General features: G+C 66.9%; 21 protein-coding genes. 7 read left to right on the plus strand and 14 right to left on the minus strand.

Annotated elements, in window-relative coordinates; translation table 11 throughout:
• Positions 1-14 precede the first annotated feature (14 nt).
• Positions 15-956 carry an ABC transporter substrate-binding protein gene (locus FHR90_RS08100; protein WP_176621869.1) on the plus strand — a complete coding sequence of 314 codons (942 nt, stop codon included), beginning with the start codon at positions 15-17 and terminating at the stop codon, positions 954-956.
• Positions 957-1,127: 171 nt separating this feature from the next.
• On the opposite strand, the gene FHR90_RS08105 is transcribed toward FHR90_RS08100, so the two are convergent.
• The 5 genes from FHR90_RS08105 to cyoA all read right to left on the minus strand — a co-directional run bounded on the left by FHR90_RS08105 (position 1,128) and on the right by cyoA (position 6,467).
• Positions 1,128-2,369 carry an argininosuccinate synthase gene (locus FHR90_RS08105; RefSeq protein ID WP_176621870.1) on the minus strand — a complete coding sequence of 414 codons (1,242 nt, stop codon included), beginning with the start codon at positions 2,367-2,369 and terminating at the stop codon, positions 1,128-1,130.
• A gap of 107 nt (positions 2,370-2,476) precedes the next feature.
• Entirely contained in the window at positions 2,477-2,884 is a 408-nt protein-coding gene (gene cyoD, locus FHR90_RS08110; RefSeq protein WP_176621871.1) for a cytochrome o ubiquinol oxidase subunit IV, read from the minus strand.
• The gene (gene cyoC / locus FHR90_RS08115; protein ID WP_176621872.1) at positions 2,884-3,498 is read right to left on the minus strand and encodes a cytochrome o ubiquinol oxidase subunit III; all 615 of its coding nucleotides are present in this window, start codon (positions 3,496-3,498) and stop codon (positions 2,884-2,886) included. The genes cyoD and cyoC overlap by 1 nt, the downstream gene beginning before the upstream one ends.
• Positions 3,488-5,488, minus strand: coding sequence for a cytochrome o ubiquinol oxidase subunit I (gene cyoB, locus FHR90_RS08120; RefSeq protein WP_176621873.1), 2,001 nt, complete (start codon positions 5,486-5,488; stop codon positions 3,488-3,490). Before cyoB ends, cyoC begins: the two co-directional genes overlap by 11 nt.
• A 4-nt stretch (positions 5,489-5,492) precedes the next feature.
• Entirely contained in the window at positions 5,493-6,467 is a 975-nt protein-coding gene (cyoA, locus tag FHR90_RS08125; RefSeq protein ID WP_266152807.1) for a ubiquinol oxidase subunit II, read from the minus strand.
• A gap of 270 nt (positions 6,468-6,737) precedes the next feature.
• On the opposite strand from cyoA, the gene FHR90_RS08130 reads away from it, so the two are divergent.
• Positions 6,738-6,893, plus strand: coding sequence for a hypothetical protein (locus FHR90_RS08130; RefSeq protein ID WP_176621874.1), 156 nt, complete (start codon positions 6,738-6,740; stop codon positions 6,891-6,893).
• Between the two features lie 13 nt (positions 6,894-6,906).
• On the opposite strand, the gene rlmN is transcribed toward FHR90_RS08130, so the two are convergent.
• A complete protein-coding gene (gene rlmN, locus FHR90_RS08135; RefSeq protein WP_266152808.1) occupies positions 6,907-8,130 on the minus strand; it encodes a 23S rRNA (adenine(2503)-C(2))-methyltransferase RlmN in 1,224 nt (407 codons plus the stop codon).
• A gap of 265 nt (positions 8,131-8,395) precedes the next feature.
• Here rlmN and FHR90_RS08140 point away from each other — a divergent pair, with 265 nt between their 5' ends.
• Complete coding sequence (locus tag FHR90_RS08140; protein ID WP_176621876.1) at positions 8,396-8,542, plus strand: peptide chain release factor 1; 147 nt, start codon at positions 8,396-8,398, stop codon at positions 8,540-8,542.
• Between the two features lie 5 nt (positions 8,543-8,547).
• Here the strand turns inward: FHR90_RS08140 and FHR90_RS08145 are convergent, their stop codons facing one another.
• The 4 genes from FHR90_RS08145 to FHR90_RS08160 form a co-directional block, all read right to left on the minus strand.
• A complete protein-coding gene (locus FHR90_RS08145; RefSeq protein ID WP_176621877.1) occupies positions 8,548-9,288 on the minus strand; it encodes a TlyA family RNA methyltransferase in 741 nt (246 codons plus the stop codon).
• 122 nt (positions 9,289-9,410) lie between these two features.
• On the minus strand, positions 9,411-10,328 hold the full coding sequence (locus FHR90_RS08150) for a polyprenyl synthetase family protein (RefSeq protein WP_183275026.1): 918 nt from the start codon (positions 10,326-10,328) through the stop codon (positions 9,411-9,413).
• Positions 10,325-10,603, minus strand: a complete 279-nt coding sequence (locus tag FHR90_RS08155) for an exodeoxyribonuclease VII small subunit (protein ID WP_176627198.1) — start codon at positions 10,601-10,603, stop codon at positions 10,325-10,327. The genes FHR90_RS08150 and FHR90_RS08155 overlap by 4 nt, the downstream gene beginning before the upstream one ends.
• 69 nt (positions 10,604-10,672) lie before the next feature.
• Positions 10,673-10,924: a sulfurtransferase TusA family protein gene (locus FHR90_RS08160; protein WP_221188236.1), complete on the minus strand. Its 252-nt coding sequence runs from the start codon at positions 10,922-10,924 to the stop codon at positions 10,673-10,675.
• 103 nt (positions 10,925-11,027) lie between these two features.
• Between FHR90_RS08160 and FHR90_RS08165 the strand changes: the two genes are divergently transcribed.
• The 3 genes from FHR90_RS08165 to FHR90_RS08175 all read left to right on the plus strand — a co-directional run bounded on the left by FHR90_RS08165 (position 11,028) and on the right by FHR90_RS08175 (position 14,057).
• Positions 11,028-12,002, plus strand: coding sequence for an ROK family protein (locus tag FHR90_RS08165; RefSeq protein WP_176626670.1), 975 nt, complete (start codon positions 11,028-11,030; stop codon positions 12,000-12,002).
• A 14-nt stretch (positions 12,003-12,016) separates the two neighbouring features.
• A complete protein-coding gene (locus tag FHR90_RS08170; protein ID WP_183275101.1) occupies positions 12,017-13,348 on the plus strand; it encodes a DNA polymerase IV in 1,332 nt (443 codons plus the stop codon).
• A gap of 133 nt (positions 13,349-13,481) precedes the next feature.
• The gene (locus tag FHR90_RS08175; RefSeq protein WP_176622955.1) at positions 13,482-14,057 is read left to right on the plus strand and encodes a YceI family protein; all 576 of its coding nucleotides are present in this window, start codon (positions 13,482-13,484) and stop codon (positions 14,055-14,057) included.
• On the opposite strand, the gene FHR90_RS08180 is transcribed toward FHR90_RS08175, so the two are convergent.
• Together FHR90_RS08180 and FHR90_RS08185 are read right to left on the minus strand one after the other, a co-directional pair.
• Entirely contained in the window at positions 14,035-14,631 is a 597-nt protein-coding gene (locus tag FHR90_RS08180) for a hypothetical protein (protein ID WP_176622957.1), read from the minus strand. The two genes, FHR90_RS08175 and FHR90_RS08180, sit on opposite strands and share 23 nt — an antisense overlap.
• A 47-nt stretch (positions 14,632-14,678) precedes the next feature.
• Positions 14,679-16,007: an alkaline phosphatase family protein gene (locus FHR90_RS08185; protein ID WP_176622959.1), complete on the minus strand. Its 1,329-nt coding sequence runs from the start codon at positions 16,005-16,007 to the stop codon at positions 14,679-14,681.
• On the opposite strand from FHR90_RS08185, the gene FHR90_RS08190 reads away from it, so the two are divergent.
• The gene (locus FHR90_RS08190; RefSeq protein WP_176622961.1) at positions 16,006-16,935 is read left to right on the plus strand and encodes a Dyp-type peroxidase; all 930 of its coding nucleotides are present in this window, start codon (positions 16,006-16,008) and stop codon (positions 16,933-16,935) included. The two genes, FHR90_RS08185 and FHR90_RS08190, sit on opposite strands and share 2 nt — an antisense overlap.
• On the opposite strand, the gene FHR90_RS08195 is transcribed toward FHR90_RS08190, so the two are convergent.
• A complete protein-coding gene (locus FHR90_RS08195) occupies positions 16,868-17,893 on the minus strand; it encodes a sterol desaturase family protein (protein WP_218061981.1) in 1,026 nt (341 codons plus the stop codon). The two genes, FHR90_RS08190 and FHR90_RS08195, sit on opposite strands and share 68 nt — an antisense overlap.
• An 85-nt stretch (positions 17,894-17,978) precedes the next feature.
• Complete coding sequence (locus tag FHR90_RS08200; RefSeq protein WP_176622963.1) at positions 17,979-19,100, minus strand: acyltransferase family protein; 1,122 nt, start codon at positions 19,098-19,100, stop codon at positions 17,979-17,981.
• Positions 19,101-19,252: the final 152 nt, after the last annotated feature.

Below are 19,252 nucleotides of genomic sequence, written 5' to 3' on the forward strand. Positions count from 1 at the left end.
AGGAAACGACCGCCATGTTCAAGACCCTGCTCCGCATCGGCAGCGCACTCGCGCTGTGCGCGGGGGCTGCCCTGCCGGCTCATGCGGACGGCAGGAAACTCACCACCGTCGGCATCTCCGTCGGCTCGCTCGGCAACCCCTATTTCGTCACCCTCGCCAAGGGTGCGACAGACGCCGCGCACGCGCTCGATCCGTCGATCCGCGTCACCGCGGTCTCGGCCGATTACGACCTTAACAAGCAGTTCACCCAGATCGACAACTTCATCGCCTCCGGCGCGCAGCTCATCCTGCTCAACGCGGTCGACCCCAAGGCGCTCAAACCCGCCATCGCCCGTGCCAACAAGGCGGGCGTGATCGTCGTCGCCGTCGATGTCGCCGCCGACGGGGCCAACGCCACCGTGCAGACCGACAATGTCGCCGCCGGCCGCATCTCCTGCGCCTACCTTGCCGACGCCATCGGCCACAAGGGCAACGTCATCATCGAGAACGGCCCTCAGGTCTCCGCCGTCATCGACCGCGTCAATGGCTGCAAGGAGGCGCTCGGCAAGGATAATGCCGTTCACATCCTCGACGCCGCCCAGGACGGCAAGGGTTCGCGCGACGGTGGCCTCGCCGTGATGCAGAGCCTGCTGGTGCGCTTCCCCGAGGTCGCCGGCGTGTTCACCATCAACGACCCGCAGGCGATCGGCTCCGACCTCGCCATGCGCCAGGCGCACCGCACCGGTATCAAGATCACGTCTGTCGATGGCGCCCCCGACATCGTCTCGGCGCTCAAGCACGGCGGCGCCATCATCGCCTCCGCCTCGCAGGACCCCTATGCGATGGGCAGACTGGGCTTCACCACCGGCCGCGACATCCTCGACGGCCACCCGCCCGCGCAGACCGTCACCCTGCTGCCGCCCAGGCTGGTGACCCAGCAGAACGTCGCGTCCTATGTCGGCTGGACGGATCACTGAGACCGGTCGCAGGGGCGCTGCCCCTGCACCCCGGCAGGAGGCTCGGCCTCCTGCACCTCGGTCCATGAGAAAAAGGGGATGGGCTTGCCCATCCCCTTTTTCTCATCAAACGGGATCGCAAAGGGCTCAGCCCTTTGCCGGGGGTGCGGGGGCAGCGCCCCCGCGCCGGTCTCAGAGCGCGCCGCCCCGACGGCCCACCATGGCGCCGAGGCGCAGGCGGAGGGCGTTGAGCTTGATGAAGCCCTGGGCGTCGACCTGGTCGTAGGCGCCCTGGTCGTCCTCGAAGGTGACGACGCGGGTGTCGTAGAGCGAGTTGGGGCTTTCGCGGCCGGTGACGATGACGTTGCCCTTGTAGAGCTTCAGCCGCACGCGGCCGGTCACGCTGTGCTGGCTCTCGTCGATCAGCGCCTGCAGCATGCGACGCTCGGGACTGAACCAGAAGCCGTTGTAGATCAGCTCGGCATAGCGCGGCATCAGGCTGTCCTTGAGGTGGCCCGCCTCGCGATCCAGCGTGATGGTTTCCATGTTGCGGTGCGCGGCGAGCAGGATGGTGCCGCCGGGGGTCTCGTAGATGCCGCGCGACTTCATGCCGACGAAGCGGTTTTCGACCAGGTCGAGGCGGCCGATGCCGTTCTCGCGGCCGAGCGCGTTGAGCTTCGTCAGCAGGGCGGCGGGGGAGAGGGCTTCGCCGTTGATCGCCACCGGGTCGCCATGGACGAAATCGATGCTGATCTCGGTGGCGCGGTCGGGGGCGGATTCGGGCGAGATCGTGCGCTGGAACACGATCTCGTCGGGCGGGGAGGCGGGGTCTTCGAGGATCTTGCCCTCGGAGGAGGAGTGCAACAGGTTCGCGTCCACGCTGAACGGCGCCTCGCCGCGCTTGTCCTTGGTGACGGGAATCTGGTGGGTCTCGGCGAATTCGAGCAGCTTCGTGCGTGAAGTGAGATCCCATTCGCGCCAGGGAGCGATGACCTTCACGTCGGGCTTGAGCGCGTAATAGCTCAGTTCGAAGCGGACCTGGTCGTTGCCCTTGCCGGTCGCGCCATGGGCGACGGCGTCCGCACCCACGGCCTCGGCGATCTCGATCTGGCGCTGGGCGATCAGCGGGCGCGCGATGGAGGTGCCGAGCAGGTACTGTCCCTCGTAGAGGGTGTTGGCGCGGAACATCGGAAAGACGAAGTCCTTCACGAAGGTCTCGCGCAGGTCCTCGACGAAGATCTCCTTCACCCCGAACATCTCGGCCTTGCGGCGCGCGGGTTCGAGCTCCTCGCCCTGGCCGAGATCGGCGGTGAAGGTGACGACCTCGCAGCCGTAATGCTGCTGCAGCCACCGCAGGATCACCGAGGTGTCGAGGCCGCCGGAATAGGCGAGCACCACCTTCTTGACGTCACGATGTTTCGGCGGGCTGCTCACGGGCTGCGGTCTCCTGTTGGCCTGGCTTGCGCATCTAGCACCCGTGACCCTAACAAAAAAGCCCGGGCCGAAGCCCGGGCTTTCGTGTTGTGCCGAAGAAGGGTCGTTCAGCCGGGCGAGTTGATCGCCTGGGCGGGGGTCATCTTCGTCATGTCGGTCATGTTGTCGGCGATGTTGCGCATGATCCACAGCGAGCCGATCAGGATGATCGCCACCACCATGACCGCGAAGCCGAACGAGACCAGCGTCCAGCGCTGGTCCGGGGCGAAGTTGAGATGCAGGAAGAAGCCCAGGTGCACGAACACCTGGATGATGGCGAGGGCGACGATCGCAGACACGATCGTGCCGCGCGAGAAACCGCCGTGCATGACCATCCAGAAGGCGGCGACCGTGAGGATCACCGACAGGATGAAGCCGATCGCATAGGAGGTGACCGAGCCGTGATGCGCGCCGGCATCATGGCTGGTGTGGCTCTCGCCGGCGTGGAGGTCCTTGGCGGAAATCGGGGTGGCCATCACAGCACTCCCATCAGGTAGACGACGGTGAAGACGCAGATCCAGACGATGTCGAGGAAGTGCCAGAACAGGCTGAGGCAGGCGAGCCGGCTGATATAGACCGCGTTGAGCGGCTTGCCGAGCACGGTCATCTGGAACATCAGCGTGGCCATCCAGATCAGCCCGAAGGTGACGTGACCGCCGTGGGTGCCGACCAGGGTGAAGAACGCCGACAGGAAGGCGCTCTTGTCGGGTCCGTGGCCTTCGGCGATCAGCGAGGAGAACTCGCGGATTTCCATGCCGATGAACCCCGCGCCGAACAGGAAGGTGATCGCCAGCCATGCCAGCACCGCCGGCTTGCTGCCCCTGTGGGCGGAGAGCATGGCGAAGCCGTAGGTGACCGACGAGAACAGAAGGAACGCCGTCTCGATGCCGACATCCTTGAGATCGAAGATGTCGCGCCCGGTCACGCCGCCGGCGAACTGGTCGTGCAGCACCGCGAACCCTGCGAACAGGGTCGCGAACAGCACGCAGTCGGTCATCAGGTAGAGCCAGAAGCCGAAGACCTTGGTGGCGCCGGCTTCCTCGTGGTGGTGGTCGTGCGCGTGGTGAGCGCTCGCCGACTCAGTCAGCATAGTGCTTCTCCGAAGCAAGGGCGTCGATGCGCGCGTAATGCGCATTCTGGATACGGGCCACCTCGTCGGGCTGCACGTAGTAGTCGATGTCGTCGTTGCAGGTCTTGATGATCAGCGTGAACATGATCCCGAGCAGGCCGATCGCGGCGAGCCAGAAGATCGACCAGATCAGCGCGAACCCCATCACGCCGGCGAAGATGCCGATGAACAGCCCGGCCGCGGTGTTCTTGGGCATGTGGATCGGCTGGTAGTTGTCACGGGTGTGGAAGATGATCTCACCGCGGTTCTTCGCCGTCCACAGCGGCTCGGCGCTGTCGACTTCCGGGATGGTGGCGAAGTTGTAGAACGGCGGGGGCGAGGAGACCGCCCATTCCAGCGTGCGGCCGTGCCACGGATCGCCGGTGACATCGGCCAGCTCAGCGCGGTGGCGGATCGACACCACGATCTGTACCAGCTGGCAGATGATGCCGCACATGATCAGCACGGCGCCGAACAGCGCGATGTGCATCCACGGCGTGTAGGCCGGGTTGTCATAGTGCTGCATGCGGCGCGTCGCACCCAGGAAGCCGAGCACATAGAGCGGCATGAAGGCGAAGTAGAAGCCGGTCAGCCAGAACCAGAACGCCCGCTTGCCCCATTTCTCGTCGAGCTTGAAGCCGAACACCTTGGGGAACCAGTAGGTCACGCCGGCGAGGTAGCCGAACACCGCGCCGCCGATGATGACGTTGTGGAAGTGCGCGATCAGGAACAGCGAGTTGTGCAGCACGAAGTCGATGCCCGGCACGGCGAGCATCACGCCGGTCATGCCGCCGATCGAGAAGGTGACCATGAAGCCCACGGTCCACAGCATCGGGGTCTGGAACGTCACCCGCCCGCCATAGATGGTGAACAGCCAGTTGAAGATCTTCACGCCCGTGGGCACGGCGATGATCATCGTCGCGATGCCGAAGAAGGCATTGACGTTCGCACCCGACCCCATGGTGAAGAAGTGGTGCAGCCAGACGATGAACGAGAGCACGGTGATGGCGATGGTCGCCCACACCATGGAGGTGTAGCCGAACAGCCGCTTCTGCGAGTAGGTCGAGGTGACTTCCGAGAACACGCCGAACGCCGGCAGGATCAGGATGTAGACCTCGGGGTGACCCCACACCCAGATGAGGTTCACATACATCATCTGGTTGCCGCCCAGCTCGTTGGTGAAGAAGTGGAAGCCGAGATAGCGGTCGAGCGACAGCATCGTCAGCGTCACCGTCAGCACCGGGAACGCGGCCATGATCAGCACCGAGGTGCACAGGATCGTCCACACGAACACCGGCATACGGAAAAAGGTCATGCCGGGCGCACGCATCTTGAGGATGGTGACGAAGAAGTTCACACCCGTCAGCAGCGTGCCGATACCCGAGATCTGGAGTGACCAGATCCAGTAGTCGACACCGACATCCGGACTGAACTGGATGCCCGAGAGCGGCGGGTATTCGAGCCAGCCGTTACGGGCGAAGGCGCCGAGCGCGAGCGAGAGGTTGATCAGACCCACGCTGACCGCGGTGAGCCAGAAGCTGACCGAGTTCAGGAACGGGAACGCCACGTCGCGCGCGCCGATCTGCAGCGGGGTCGCGATGTTCATCAGCCCGATGACGAAGGTCATCGCGACGAAGAAGATCATGATCGTGCCGTGCGCCGAGAAGATCTGGTCGTAGTGCTCGGGCGGCAGGTAGCCCTTGTGTCCGGGCCCGGCGAGGGCCAGCTGGCTGCGCATCATGATCGCATCGGCGAAGCCGCGCAGCAGCATCACGAAGGCGACCACGATATACATCACGCCGATCTTCTTGTGATCGACGGAAGTGAGCCATTCCGTCCACAGATAGCCCCAGGCCTTCGCCTTGGTGACCACCGCGAGCACGGCCAGCACCACCAGCCCCATGAAGGCCACGGCGCCGAGCTCGATCGGATTGTCGAATGGAATGGATGACCAGTTGAGTTTGCCGAGCATGACCTTAGTTCCCCATGCCTGAATGGCCGCTCATGCCAGGCATCGTCTCACCCGCCGGTGCAGCATCCGCACCATGCATGGCGTCACGCATCGCCTCGCCCTTGCCCATGAATTTGTCGATGTAAGCCTGGAAAGGATTGCCCTCGACCGAACCGAAATAGGTCGCCGGGACCGCGATCGTCGGCTTTTCCAGCTCTGCGATTGCACCGGCGTCGAGTGCCCGCCCGCTGGCGCGGACATGGTCGAGCCAGGTGTCGAAATCGGCCGGAGTCGCGGTGGCGATCGCGTTGAAGTGCATGTCGGAGAAGCCGTCGCCGCTGAAATTCGCCGACTGGCCGAAATAGGTTCCGGGCTTGTTGGCGATCAGATGAAGCTGGGTCTTCATGCCGGCCATCGCATAGATCTGCGTGCCGAGCTGCGGGATGAAGAACGAGTTCATCACGGTGTCGGAGGTGATGACGAAATCGACCGGCCGGTTCACCGGAAAGGCGACCTCGTTGATCGTCGCGACATGCTGCTCGGGGTAGATGAACAGCCACTTCCAGTCGAGCGCGACCACTTCGACCTCGAGCGGCTTGTTCGCCGCGGCCGGATCGGGGACCACGCCGGCCTCGGCGGTGGTCAGCGGCCGGTAAGGGTCGAGCGAGTGGGTCGTCTCGAAGGTGATGTAGCCGAGGATGGCGATGATCAGGCAGGGCACCGCCCACACCGTGATCTCGATCGCCGTCGAGTGATGGAAGTCGGGCAGGTAGCGCGCGCGGGTGTTCGAGGCGCGGTAGTGCCAGGCGAACCACAGCGTCAGCACGATCACCGGCACCACCACCAGCAGCATCAGGCCGACCGCGGTGAAGATCAGTGTACGCTCGGCCTCGCCGACCGCACCCATCGGGTTGAGCACGCCCTCGCACCCGCCCAGGGGCAGGGCGAGCGACAGCAGTGCCGCCGGCGACACGCGCCGCAGCACCCCGCCTGCGGGCACCCTCCCTGCTCTGCCAGAACCCGGTGTCAGCCTCATGTCTCAGCCTCGTCGCTTGCTGGTGATCGCCGCTCCGCCTCAGGGAGACGGTTGACGGCACCGAAAAAAGGCAGCTTTCCTACCTAATCCCATCGCTGGTTGTTCTGCGTCCCGGACGGGAACGCGTCAAGCCGCCGCCCCTTGCTGCGGAAACCCGCAACTGTACCGATCGTAGAACAGTTTCCACGGCCCTGTTGCGGCAAGGCCACGCCCCCCTTGCAGGAGACCCCCGACATGCTGGCTGTCACCTTGGCTCTCACGCTCATCGTCGTCGTGATCGCGGCAATCGCGGTGGTCTCCGCTCTGCGCGCCCGCCTGGGCGACGGGCGGCCGCATGTCACGGTCGTGCAGGAGGACGCCGACGGCGTCATGGAGGTCAAGCGCGAGTAGCGACAGTCGCTGCTCACGCGACCGGCTCCGCTCCGACCGGTATGCCGCGCTGCCGGCGGCCCTCCGTGCGAAGCTGCCCACACGCGGCGAGGATGTCGCGCCCGCGTGGCGTGCGGATCGGCGAGGAGAACCCCGCCTCCATGACGATATTGGCGAATTTCTCCAGATTGCGCGGTGTGCTCGGCTTGTAGCTGCTGCCCGGCCAGGGATTGAACGGGATCAGATTGACCTTTGCCGGCAACCCGGCGATCAGCCGCACCAGCGCGCGCGCCTCCGCCTCGGAATCGTTGATCCCGTCGAGCATGATGTATTCGAAGGTGATGCGCCGCGCGTTCGAGGCCGCCGGATAGCGCCGGCAGGCGGCGATCAACTCGCGGATCGGATATTTGCGGTTCAGAGGCACCAGCTCGTCGCGCAGATCGTCGGTGACCGCATGCAGCGAGATCGCCAGGTTCACGCCGAGTTCCTCGCCGCAGCGGTCCATCATCGGCACCACGCCCGAGGTCGAAAGCGTGATGCGACGGCGCGACAGCGCGATGCCCTCGTTGTCCATCACGATGCGCATCGCACGCGCGACATTGTCGTAATTGTAGAGAGGCTCGCCCATGCCCATCAGCACGATGGTCGACAGCAGCCGCGGCGTCTCGCCCTTCGGGCTCGGCCACTCGCTGTAGCGGTCGCGCGCCGCCATGAACTGGCCGACGATCTCGGCCGGACCCAGATTGCGCACCAGTGCCTGGGTGCCGGTATGGCAGAAGCGGCACGACAGCGTGCATCCCACCTGTGACGAGATGCACACCGCGCCGCGATCCTCGCGCCGGTCGGGAATGTAGACGGTCTCCGCCTCCTGCCCGTCACGGAAACGGAACAGCCATTTGCGGGTCTCGTCGCGGCTGGTCTGTTCGGTGGCGATCTCCGGCCGCCCGACGATGAAATGCTCGGCCAGCCGCGCCTGCAGCGGCCTGGCGATCGAGGTCATCGTGGCGAAATCGGTCGCGCCCTGATGATAGATCCAGTGCCAGAGCTGCTTGGCCCGGAACGGCTTCTCGCCGATCTCGGCCAGCGCCGCTGCCAGCTCCTCGCGGCTCAGCCCCACCAGATCGCGCCGACCGTCGGCGGTGCGCGCCGCCGGCGGGGCGAACAGGGCCGACTTGGCCAGGATCCGAGCGCGTTCCGCCTCGCCGAGCGAGGCAGCCTCGCGCGAGTCCCGCACGCCTGCGTCGGCCGGCCGTCCCACGCCGCTGTCGATCACATCCAAACCGTACCCTCTCGTCATCACAAGCCTGTGTTCCTCGCTGCCATGGCGGCCGTGAGGTTGCACCGGCGCTCCTTGCGCAATAGCCGCTGACGCCCGTTTTTTCCAATCAATTCGGCCCGGAGTTCCGGTCGCGACGACGTCTCCGATCGTACGGTCCGCGCTCACGAAGCGTCGTGAACCGTCACAGGATTGCCACGTTCTCGTTGTGCTTTCGGTGCAGCACTTCGGCGCAGGGGAGGGTGGCATGGACGATCTGGAATACAACGCCAAGCTCGAGGAACTCGATCATCTGCTGAACGACGACGTGGTCGAGATGGAGCCCAGCCGGGTCTGGTCTCTGCTTCTCGAGGTCTCGCAGCATGATCTCGGCGGTTTCGAAGCGCGCGCCTGAGCGTTTCAGGGCGCGTAGCTCGCGCCCAGGATGAACTCGCGATTGCCTTCCGGGCCGGTGATCGGGCTCTCGACGATCCCCTTCACCGTCCAGCCCGGCAAGCCACGCCACCACGTCTCGATGGTGGCGCAGACTGCCGCATGAACGGCCGGATCGCGTACCACGCCCTTCGCGCCGACCTGGCCCGGACCGGCCTCGAACTGCGGTTTGATCAACACCGCCGCCCAGGCACCCGGCGCACACAGCGCCAGCCCCGCCGGCAGCACCGTCCGCAGCCCGATGAAGCTCGCATCGCACACCAGGCAGCCGATCGGGTCGGCGATGACCGATGCATCGAGCGTGCGCGCGTTGGTCTTCTCCAGAACCACCACGCGAGGATCCGAGCGCAGCTTCCAGGCGAGCTGCCCATGCCCGACATCGACCGCATGGACCTTGGCCGCGCCGCGGGCGAGCAGCACATCGGTGAATCCGCCCGTCGAGGCGCCGATATCGAGTCCGATCCGCCCCTCGGGCGACAGGTCGAATGCCGACAGGGCGTGATCGAGCTTCAGCCCGCCGCGCGACACCCAGGGATGATCCTGACCGCGCAGGGTGAGGGGGGCGTCCTCGGCCAGCAGGTCGCCCGCCTTGGCGACCCGCTTCTCGCCGGTGAACACCAGTCCGGCCAGGATCAGTGCCTGCGCACGCGCCCGGCTCTCGACCAGACCGCGGGTCACGAGCATCTGGTCGGCGCGGATCTTGGCCAATTACTCTTCTTGTTCTGAAAAAAAGAACACAACAAGACTTCTACCCAAAGAAGGATGCGCGCACCCGCACGCATTCGTCCAGCGGATCGAAGTTTCTTGGTTCTTTTTTTCAACAAGGAACATCAGCTCTTGCGCTCGACCATATGCACGGCCAGCGCCCGCAGCGCATCCGCCTCCGGCCCGAAGCTGCCCAGATGCGCGACCGCGGCCTGCGCCAGCCGCAGCGCCTCGGCACGCGCGCCGTCGATGCCGAGCAGGCTGACGAAGGTGGACTTGCCGGCGGCGAGGTCCTTGCCGGCGGTCTTGCCCAGCACCTCGGCCGGGGCGGTCGCGTCCAGCACGTCGTCGGCCACCTGGAAGGCGGTGCCGATGTCGCGGCCATAGGCGAGCAGGCTGTCGCGTACCGCGACCGGCGCATCGGCGAGGATGGCGCCGGCCTCGGCGGAGAAACGGATCAGCGCGCCGGTCTTGAGCGCATGCAGGCGTCGCACCTGGTCGAGATCGAAGCGTGTCTTCTCGCCCTCCATGTCGATCATCTGCCCGCCAACCATGCCGTCCGCGCCCGAAGCGAGGGCAAAGGCGGTGATCAGCCGGCAGCGGACCGCCGCATCCTCCGCGGTGGCGGCATCGGCCAGCACCTCGAAGGCGCGGGTCTGCAAGGCGTCGCCGGCGAGGATCGCGGTGGCCTCGTCGAAACGGCGGTGACAACTCGGCTGGCCGCGGCGCAGGTCGTCGTCGTCCATTGCCGGCAGGTCGTCATGCACCAGCGAGTAGGCGTGCAGCATCTCGACCGAGGCCGCCGCCCGCAGCGCACCCGAGCGGGGCGCGCCGCACAGCGCCGCGCCCTCGACGATCAGGAAGCCGCGCAGACGCTTGCCCCCGCCGAGGGCCGCGTAGCGCATCGCCTCCACCACGCGCCTCTCAGGGCCGGCCGGCAGCGGCAGCAGGGCCGCGAGCACCGTCTCGATCTCGCGCGCGGTCTGTGACAGTCGCGCACCCAGCTCGAGGCGCGCACCAGGTTCGGCCAGGGTCTGATTCATCGTGCGCCTCCCTGCGCGCCGAACGCGGCCTGTCCACCGGGCTCGTCGTGGAGGCTGACCGAACCGTCCTGGGCGACCACGATGGCCGCCATCCGCGTCTCCGCCTCGGCGAGCTTCGTCTCGCAATGCCTGCGCAGGGCCGCGCCGCGCTCATAGGCGGTGATCGCGTCGTCGAGCTTCTGCTGGCCGCCCTCCAGACCCCGCACGATGCGCTCGAGCTCGGCAAGCGCGTCCTCGAAGGACAGGCGGGCGATATCGGCGTGCGGCTCGGGCATCGGTAGAGAACTCCAGACAGTCAGCAGCCCGGGGCATAGACCCTGGGCCGGGCGTTGCCAAATCCTCGCTCAGTCCTCGCGGCGACGGATGACGAAGGTAAAGACGCCCGCTTCCTCGCCGACCGAGATCAGCCGGTGGCCGGTCTCGCGACAGAAGGCGGTGAAATCGCCCGGGGCGGCGCGGTCGGTCGCCAGCACGCGCAGCCGCGCGCCGGGACCGAGCTCGCGCAGGCGGCGGTTGGCCTTGAGCACCGGCAGCGGGCAGGCGAGGCCGCGCAGGTCGAGGATCGTGTCGGCAATCGGGAGGGCGGGCGTGGTCATGACGGCGCACGATCCGGCAATTTCCCCGCCGCGTCCATTGCTCTAGTCTCGGCGCAGCTAGAGACGCCACCGGGCCAGGGGCGAAGAGGGAGTACGAGACAGGATGGCGCGCAGCAGCAGCGATGTCGATTTCCGCGCGGGGATCGATTTCGGCGGGACCAAGATCGAGATCGCCGCCCTGGGCCGCGACGGCACCACGCTGATGCGCCGGCGGGTGCCCAACCCGGGCTCCTACGAGGCGGCGATCGTGGCGATCGTCGGCCTCGTCGAGGGTGCGGAGGCGGAGATCGGCGGCCGCGCCTCGGTCGGCATCGGCATTCCCGGCGCGATCAGCCCCGATAGCGGGCTGGTGAAGAACGCCAACTCCACCTGGCTCAACGGCAAGCCGTTCGGGCATGACCTCTCCGAGGCGCTGGCGCGCGAGGTGCGGGTCGAGAACGATGCCAACTGCTTCGCGCTGTCAGAGGCGGTGGACGGTGCGGGTGCGGGTTACCGCACCGTGTTCGGCATCATCCTGGGCACCGGCATGGGCGGCGGAATCATCGTCGATCGTCGGCCGCTGAGCGGTCCGCACCATATCTGCGGCGAATGGGGTCATGTGCCGCTGCCCTGGCCGAACGAGGCCGACATGCCGTTCCCGAAATGCTTCTGCGGCAATTCCGGCTGCATGGAGCGCTATCTGTGCGGCTCGGCGCTGGCCGAGGATTGCGACGGGCCGGGCCATCGCGATGCCAAGGAGATCCCCGCCCGTGCCGAGGCCGGCGACGAGCGCGCCATCGCCGCACTCACCCGCCATGCCGACCGTCTGGCGCGCGGCATCGCCATGCTGGTCAACATTCTCGATCCCGATGCGATCGTCATCGGCGGCGGGCTGTCGAACATGAGCCATCTCTATGCGCAGGTGCCGGAACTGGTCGCCCGCAACGTCATCAGTCCGCGCTTCACCACCCCGATCCTGCGCAACCTGCACGGCGACAGCTCCGGCGTGCGCGGCGCGGCGTGGCTGTGGGGGGCGGACGGACCGAAGGCGGGGGCCTCCGAGCCGGTCGGCACCGTCTCTGCGCCGAAGACCGTCTGACGCAGGCCCCTCGCATCGGGCCGCCGCCCGGGCCGGTCACGGTCCTCTGCCGGGCCTGCTTTCACTTCTGGCGGGAGCAGCAGGGTGCGCCCGTGCGCTGCCCGCGCTGCGGCCGGTCCCGGCTGGTCGCACATCCCGAGCTCGACCGGCTGGCGGTCGCGCATGTCGATTGCGACGCCTTCTACTGCAGTGTCGAGAAGCGCGACCGCCCGGAGCTGGCCGACCGGCCGGTGATCGTCGGCGGCGGCAGTCGCGGCGTGGTGAGCTCGGCCTGCTACATCGCGCGCATGCGCGGTGTGCGCAGTGCGATGCCGATGTTCACCGCGCTCGCCGCCTGTCCCGATGCGGTGGTGATTCGGCCTGATTTCGCCAGTTATGCCCGAGTCGCGCGCTCCTTGCGCGCGATGATGGAGGCGCTGACTCCGCTGGTGCAGCCGCTGTCGATCGACGAGGCGGTGCTCGATCTTTCTGGAACCGAGGCGCTGCATCGCGCACCCCCGGCGGTGATGCTGGCCCGTCTCGCCGCCCGCGTCGAGGCGGAGGAGCGAATCACGGTCTCGATCGGGCTGAGCTCGAACCGCCTGCTTGCCAAGCTCGCCGCCGGGATCGACAAGCCGCGCGGTTTCGCCGTGCTGGGCAGCGAGGCGCCGCACTGGCTGGCCGCGCGCGGCGTGCGCACCCTGCCGGGCATCGGCCCGGCCCAGGAACGTGCGCTCGTGGCGCGCGGCTTCACCACGCTCGGCCAACTCCAGGCGCTGGGCCCGCGCGAGGCACAGTCGCGTCTGGGCCCCGACGGCCCGGCGCTGGTGCTGCGGGCGCGCGGGATCGACACCAGGCGCATCGATCCCGCGCGGGAGACGAAATCGGTCAGTGCCGAGACCACCTTCGATCGCGATCTGCGCACGCTGCCGGCACTGGAGGCGGAGTTGTGGCGGCTGTGCGAGCGTCTCGGTGCGAGGCTGCGTGACAAGGATCTCGCCGCGGGCGGCGTGGTGCTCAAGCTCAAGACCGCCGCCTTCCGTAGCCGCACCCGCACGCAGCGCCTGCATGCGCCGACCCGCCTGCCCGACACATTGTTCGCCACCGCCCGCAAACTGCTCGCCCGCGAGATCGACGGCACCGAATTCCGCCTGATCGGCATCGGTGCGGCGCCGATCCGGCCGGGCGCGGAAGCCGATCGCGCCGACCTGTCCGACCCGGCGCTGCCGCGTCGCGTGGCGACCCAACAGGCGATCGACGCACTGCGCCTGCGTTTCGGCGCGGCGGCGGTGGGGCGCGGACGTGGGCTGGGGGATACGGGCACGGGGGGCGCACGCACCGGGGATGTCAAGACCGAGCCAAGGTAACACCACGACATTCACAGGTTTGACATTTGTTGCCCTGCAAAAAAACCGCCAATTTCGCGCCAGTGAATTGACGTTTAGGGCAACCTGCGGAACACCTTGTCTGAAGTATTGACTGATTTCACGGATGGGCCTCATGACACGGACCTCGACGTTTGCCCGCTTCCTCTCGGCCAGCCTGCTTGCCCCGACGCTGCTCGCTGTCCCGGCCCTGGCCGCGCCGATCACCTTTCCCCTCGATCCCGGCCATTCGCAGGTCAAGCTGACCGGCTACGGCGTCGGCTTCATCCCCAACAGCGGCGCCTTCCACGACTACAAGGGCACGCTGACCATCGACCCGGACAATATCAATTTCTGCAAGGTCAACCTGGTGATGCAGGTCAAGAGCCTTGACATGGGCATGGTGACCAGCACCGTGCTGGCCAAGGACTTCATGGACCCCGACACCTACCCGACCAGCTCTTTCACCGGCGCGTGCAAGCCCGGCGCCGATGGCCCGGTGCTGGCCGGCGACCTCACCGTGCACGGCCAGACGCATCCGTTCGAGCTGCAGGTCACGTTCAAGGACCATGTGCTGACCAATTCCGGCACGTTCAAGCGGTCGGAATGGGGCATTACCGGCCATCAGGGCATGATCGGCAACGCGACCAAGGTGACAGTCATCACCCATCTGCCCGACAGCATCGTCTTCAAGAACGATCCCAATAACTGATCCGCGCGGTCGGGTGGGGCGGTCCGGCTGCGTGAGCGGCCGTTGTCGTCCACCCGGCCAGCCCGTGGCCGTGGCGGCTGGTGCGCGCCGCGGTGCCGCCATCCCCGGCAGAAACGCCGGTCGATGTCGTGGAATCGGTCGTCGTTTCGTCCGGGTCGGCGGTATCGTCGGCGGATGTCTGCTCGTTATCGGCCTGCGAAACGGTGGAATTCGTCTCGCTGTACGACGCGCTGACTGTGCTCATCATCGCCTGTGTCGCGGCGAACTGAGCCGGGACCACCGTCTTGAGATAGCGGGTCTGCGACATGCTGGCGTCGTTGTAGGCGGCCAGGCGCGCATCTTTCGACGCGCCGGGGTCGCTGATGATCGCGGTGTCTGTCGCAAGCCTGGCCGAAAGCTGCTGATAGGCCGTCTGTGCGGCATCAGACAGCGTGACTGTATCGACGCTGGTGCTGGCATGGAGCGATCGTTGGCGATCGCGGGTCGCCTGCGCTGAAGATGAACCAACCGGCGCGGCCACGCCGCCGCCGGATGGCGCGTTCGCCCCGACAGGCATTGCGGCCATGATGGTCACCGGCGTGCTCCGTTCCGATCTCCGCCACGATCCTGACGGAGAATTAGTTAATGCGAGGTTAACGCGGCGTCGGTGAGCGCGGGGTCGAACACGCGCGTCTCGCCCTGGCTGGGCTCGGGGCGGATGCCGAGCAGGGCCGCCAGCAGCGCATAGACATCCACGTTGGGGAATTCCGGCAGCACCGAGGCGGGGCGGAAATCCGGCCCGTGTGCCAAGAACAGTGCTGCCATCTCCGGGTCGGCGATGTCATAGCCATGCGCGCCGCCATCGCTGTCTTCCAGCTGGCTCGGACGCTCAGCGATCACCCAGCCCGATCCGGCGAGGCAGAAGAACGGCAGCACGCGCGGATTGCTCCCGAAATCGAGTCGCTTCGGGATGTCCTGCCGTCGCCAGCACTGCATGTGCGCGTGCGGCGCGAGCAGGATGCGCGCCACCTTCGCCTCGCGCCCCTCGCGCGGGCGGATATCGGCGATCGGCCCGTCGGTGAGGATGTCGGCGCTCGAACTTCCCAGCATCTGGTCCAGCCGGATCACCTGACCCCGCGGGACCGCCTCCATGCCGTGATCCGACACCACGACGATATCGATCCTGTCGAGCAGGCCACGCGCCCGCAGCCCTTCGACCAGCCGGCCGAGGGCCGCGTCCACGCGCCGGATCGCATCGTTCACTCCGCTGCTGTCCGGCCCGTCGCGGTGGCCGGCGGAATCGACGCCTTCGAAATACAGCGCCAGCAACCCCGGCCGCGTGCCGTCATCCGGCGCATCGAGCCAGTGCAGCACCGTATCCACACGAGTCGCATAGGCTGCATGGCCGTCATATTCACTGCTCGCCGCCGGCAGGATGCCGTGATTGGGCGTCGTCGAGCCTGGCCAGAACTCGATGGCACTGCGCACGCCCTGCCGTGCCGCGGTGACCCAGATCGGTGTCGCCTCCTGCCACCAGAACGGCTCGTGCACCGCCCGCGCATCGTCGATCTCGAAGCGATGCGACGGATCGGCGGGGTCTTCCATCCGGTTGGAGATCACCCCGTGATGATCTGGATCGAGTCCGGTGACCAGCGTGGTGTGGTTGGGAAATGTGATCGACGGAAACGCCGGCCGCATCGCCACCGCCCGCGCGCCTCCCGCCGCCAGCGCCGACAGGGTCGGTGTCAGCCCGCGATCGAGATAGTCGGCCCGGAACCCGTCGATCGACACCAGCAGCACCGTGCGCCTCGGCGGATGGTCGCCGGGGCCGCGTGCGGCCAGTTCGTTGGTCGCGCATCCTGCCAGCAGCAGCGCCAGGGTGGCGAGCAGCCCGGCGCGTTGCCGCCGGTGCGGCTTTGCATCCCTCCTCCGGTGGGCCAGAGTGCCTGGCGCAAGCAAGGATCCCGGCATGTCTTCTCCTGTGCCCCAGCCCGTCGCCGCTCCGCTGAGCCGGGCGGCGATCTTCCTGACCCTGACTCTCGGCGACGGCCCGGATGTGGACAAGACCGTCCGTGCGCTGTGCGCCGATCTCTCCGGCATCAAGCGCGCTGTGGGCTTCCGTGACCTCCATGGGGCGCTGTCCTGCGTGATGGGCTTCGGCGATGCCGCCTGGCGGCGGCTGTTCCCGGACGCGACGCCGAAGGACCTGCATGCCTTCCGCCCCATCGACGGTGTTCACCACGCCCCAGCCACACCGGGCGACATCCTGCTGCATCTTCGCGCCACACGGATGGATCTGTGTTTCGAGATCGCGGCCCAGCTCATGGAGCGGCTCGGCGGGGTCAGCAGGGTCGTCGACGAGGTGCATGGCTTCAAGTATTTCGACGACCGCGACCTGATCGGCTTCGTCGACGGCACCGAGAACCCGACCGGCCCGGCGATCGACGCTTCCGTGCTGATCGGCAACGAGGATCCGGGCTTTGCGGGTGGCTCCTGGGTCATTACCCAGAAATACCTCCACGACCTGCCCGCCTGGAACGCCCTGCCGGTCGAGACCCAGGAGAAGATCATCGGGCGTCGGAAGCTTTCCGACATCGAGCTGCTCGATGACGTCAAACCCTCCTACGCACACAACGCGCTGACCTCGATCAGCGACGAGCACGGCAATCCGCTGCAGATCCTGCGTGACAACATGCCGTTCGGCGAGATCGGGCGCGGCGAATTCGGCACGTTCTTCATCGGCTACGCGCGCGCTCCCGGCACGATCGAGCGGATGCTGGACAACATGTTCATCGGCAACCCGCCCGGCAATCATGACCGGCTGCTGGATTTCAGCCGCGCGGTGACGGGCAACCTCTATTTCGTGCCGACCGCCGATTTCCTCGACGCGGTCGGCTAGGGGCGCAAGCCTGTCGCCGGACGACCCTACCGCTCCGGCCGCGTCCAGCCTGGCGGCCGCCACAGATGGCCGAGCCGGTCCGCCCACCGGCCGGGCCGGGCGACGTCGCGCCACATCGCGACGAACTCGTGCAGGTTGACGGCGAGCGGGTTGCGCATCCCGCCTGCCACCGCGCCACCGCGCCACCGAGATGGCGCGGTGGCACGATGCCGTATTCGACCGGGACGGTCTCCGCGACGTAGGTGCCGAACCAGCGATCGAAGATGACGATCATGCCGCCGTAATTGCGGTCAAGATAGCCGGCGTTGCGCCCGTGATGCACGCGGTGGTTCGAGGGCGTGTCGAAGACATATTCGATCCAGCCCGGCAGGCGACCGACCGACTCGGTGTGCACGAAGAACTGATAGAACAGGTCCACGCCGTAGAGCAGGAACACCACACCCGGCGGCACGCCGAGCCACACCAGCGGCAGGAAGAACAGCCACCAGCCGGTCACCGGATACAGCACGCCCTGTCGCATCGCGGTGGAGAGATCCATCCGCGTCGAGCTGTGATGCACGACATGCGCGCTCCAGAACCAGCGGATCCGGTGGCTGGCGCGATGGAACCAGTAATAGCAGAACTCGACGCCGAGCATGATCGGCAGGACGGTCCATCCCGTCACCGGAATGTCGAACAGCCGGAAGCGATAGACCAGCAGCGATGCCGCGCCGACGAACAGGATATGGGCGCCGATATCGGCGATCTGGTACAGGCCACCGAGATTGGCATTCAGCAGCGCCTCGCCCCAGTCGTAGCGGACCCGGCGGCCCCGGCCGCGCATGATCTGATACTCGATGGCGAAGCTGATCAGCAGGATCGGCGTGACGGAAACGAGCAGGACGCTCTTCCAGTCCACGTCATCGCCCATGGCCCAGTGCAGCAGGTGCCGCACGCCTGCGAGGGATACATCCGGCACCGCGTACCTCCCGACCGGGCGGTCTTGCCGCCGCTCCGGTCCACAAGTCCGCACCCTGTCACAGGAGCAGACCGCGGATCATGCTCTAATTCGCGACCCGGACGCGACCGGATTGTGGCCTGTATGCGGGCTCGAAACGATCCTTCAGCCGCAGGAACGGGCGTTCGACGACATGATAGGACAACGCCGCCATCGCGATGCTGAGCGGGATCGACGCCAGCACCTTGAGCTGGAGATGCGGATCCATCCGCAGATGCACCAGCAGGGTGAAATGCCACAGATAGATGCCGTATGACCATTTGCCGAGCAGCACCAGCGGCGGCAGCGACAGGACCCGGCCGAACCGGCTCCCCGGGCGCTGGCTGAGGCTCAGGATCACCACGGCGGCGCACAGCCCGATGCCAAGCATCGTGCAGCTCAGCGCGAACGGGTCCGATGGCGCGCCGCGCAGCACGAACACGGCAATCAGTCCCACCGCCAGCGGCCAGGCCCGCGCCAGCGCCCCGACACTCTCGCGCGCGGCGCCGTGCTGCACGAGCCATAGCGACAGCGCGCAGCCGATCAGCAACTGGTCGGCCCGCGCATCGAAGCCGAAATAGACACGTGCGAAATCCGGCGCCGTCAGCAGCAGATGCGTGCGCCAGAGGGCGATGGCGACGATCGCGCCGCCAAGTGCGGGCAGCCGCCACCGCGCCCCCAGCCGGGTCAGGCCGAGCAGCAGCCAGGGCCACAGCAGGTAGAACTGTTCCTCGACGGCCAGTGACCAGGTGTGCCCCAGCGTCGTCCACGAATGGTAGTTCGAGGACGCGCGCAGGACATCCATCGTGTAGGTCAGCGCCGCCACCGCATCCCACACCGGATGCGCACTGCCCGCGCCCATGAAGCGCGTCATCAGCAGATCGCCGATCACCATGAACACCAGCGCGGGCATCAGGCGCAGGGCGCGGCGCAGATAGAACGCGCCGAGATGGATCGAGCCGCGCTCGCGCAGTTCCCGCATCAGGATCGAGGTGATCAGGAAGCCGCTGAGCACGAAGAAGATGTCGACACCGACATCCCCGCCCGGAAATCGCCGGTTCGAGACGTGCACGAGCATCACCAGCCCGACGGCGACCGCCCGCAGCCCGTCCAGCGCCCGGACATGGCCGCGAAGCGGCTCGGTGGTCTGCGGCGCTCCGGAGGTGCAGGATGAGGCGACGCTGGACAACGGGGCGATTTCCATCCGACAGCAATGTGACGCAGCAATGTGACGCGAATTCGAGACGTTATCTCAGGTGGAAAATATCGTCGTAAATTAGAGACATTGCAATCACGGAATGCACCGGCCGGCCCATGGCCAGACCGGCGGCGTCTTTCCCG

Origin of the sequence: Endobacter medicaginis (assembly GCF_014192375.1) — a bacterium.
In the GTDB taxonomy this organism is placed as follows: domain Bacteria; phylum Pseudomonadota; class Alphaproteobacteria; order Acetobacterales; family Acetobacteraceae; genus Endobacter; species Endobacter medicaginis.

Excerpts from the sequence above, each read along its gene's own strand:
- FHR90_RS08100 (WP_176621869.1), top strand. The coding sequence starts at position 15 with ATGTTCAAGACCCTGCTCCGCATCGGCAGCGCACTCGCGCTGTGCGCG.
- FHR90_RS08190 (WP_176622961.1), top strand. The coding sequence starts at position 16,006 with ATGTCTTCTCCTGTGCCCCAGCCCGTCGCCGCTCCGCTGAGCCGGGCG.
- FHR90_RS08165 (WP_176626670.1), top strand. The coding sequence starts at position 11,028 with ATGGCGCGCAGCAGCAGCGATGTCGATTTCCGCGCGGGGATCGATTTC.
- FHR90_RS08130 (WP_176621874.1), top strand. The coding sequence starts at position 6,738 with ATGCTGGCTGTCACCTTGGCTCTCACGCTCATCGTCGTCGTGATCGCG.
- FHR90_RS08150 (WP_183275026.1), bottom strand. The coding sequence starts at position 10,328 with ATGAATCAGACCCTGGCCGAACCTGGTGCGCGCCTCGAGCTGGGTGCG.
- FHR90_RS08140 (WP_176621876.1), top strand. The coding sequence starts at position 8,396 with ATGGACGATCTGGAATACAACGCCAAGCTCGAGGAACTCGATCATCTG.
- FHR90_RS08185 (WP_176622959.1), bottom strand. The coding sequence starts at position 16,007 with ATGCCGGGATCCTTGCTTGCGCCAGGCACTCTGGCCCACCGGAGGAGG.
- FHR90_RS08160 (WP_221188236.1), bottom strand. The coding sequence starts at position 10,924 with ATGACCACGCCCGCCCTCCCGATTGCCGACACGATCCTCGACCTGCGC.
- FHR90_RS08155 (WP_176627198.1), bottom strand. The coding sequence starts at position 10,603 with ATGCCCGAGCCGCACGCCGATATCGCCCGCCTGTCCTTCGAGGACGCG.
- FHR90_RS08175 (WP_176622955.1), top strand. The coding sequence starts at position 13,482 with ATGACACGGACCTCGACGTTTGCCCGCTTCCTCTCGGCCAGCCTGCTT.
- cyoB (WP_176621873.1), bottom strand. The coding sequence starts at position 5,488 with ATGCTCGGCAAACTCAACTGGTCATCCATTCCATTCGACAATCCGATC.
- cyoC (WP_176621872.1), bottom strand. The coding sequence starts at position 3,498 with ATGCTGACTGAGTCGGCGAGCGCTCACCACGCGCACGACCACCACCAC.
- cyoD (WP_176621871.1), bottom strand. The coding sequence starts at position 2,884 with ATGGCCACCCCGATTTCCGCCAAGGACCTCCACGCCGGCGAGAGCCAC.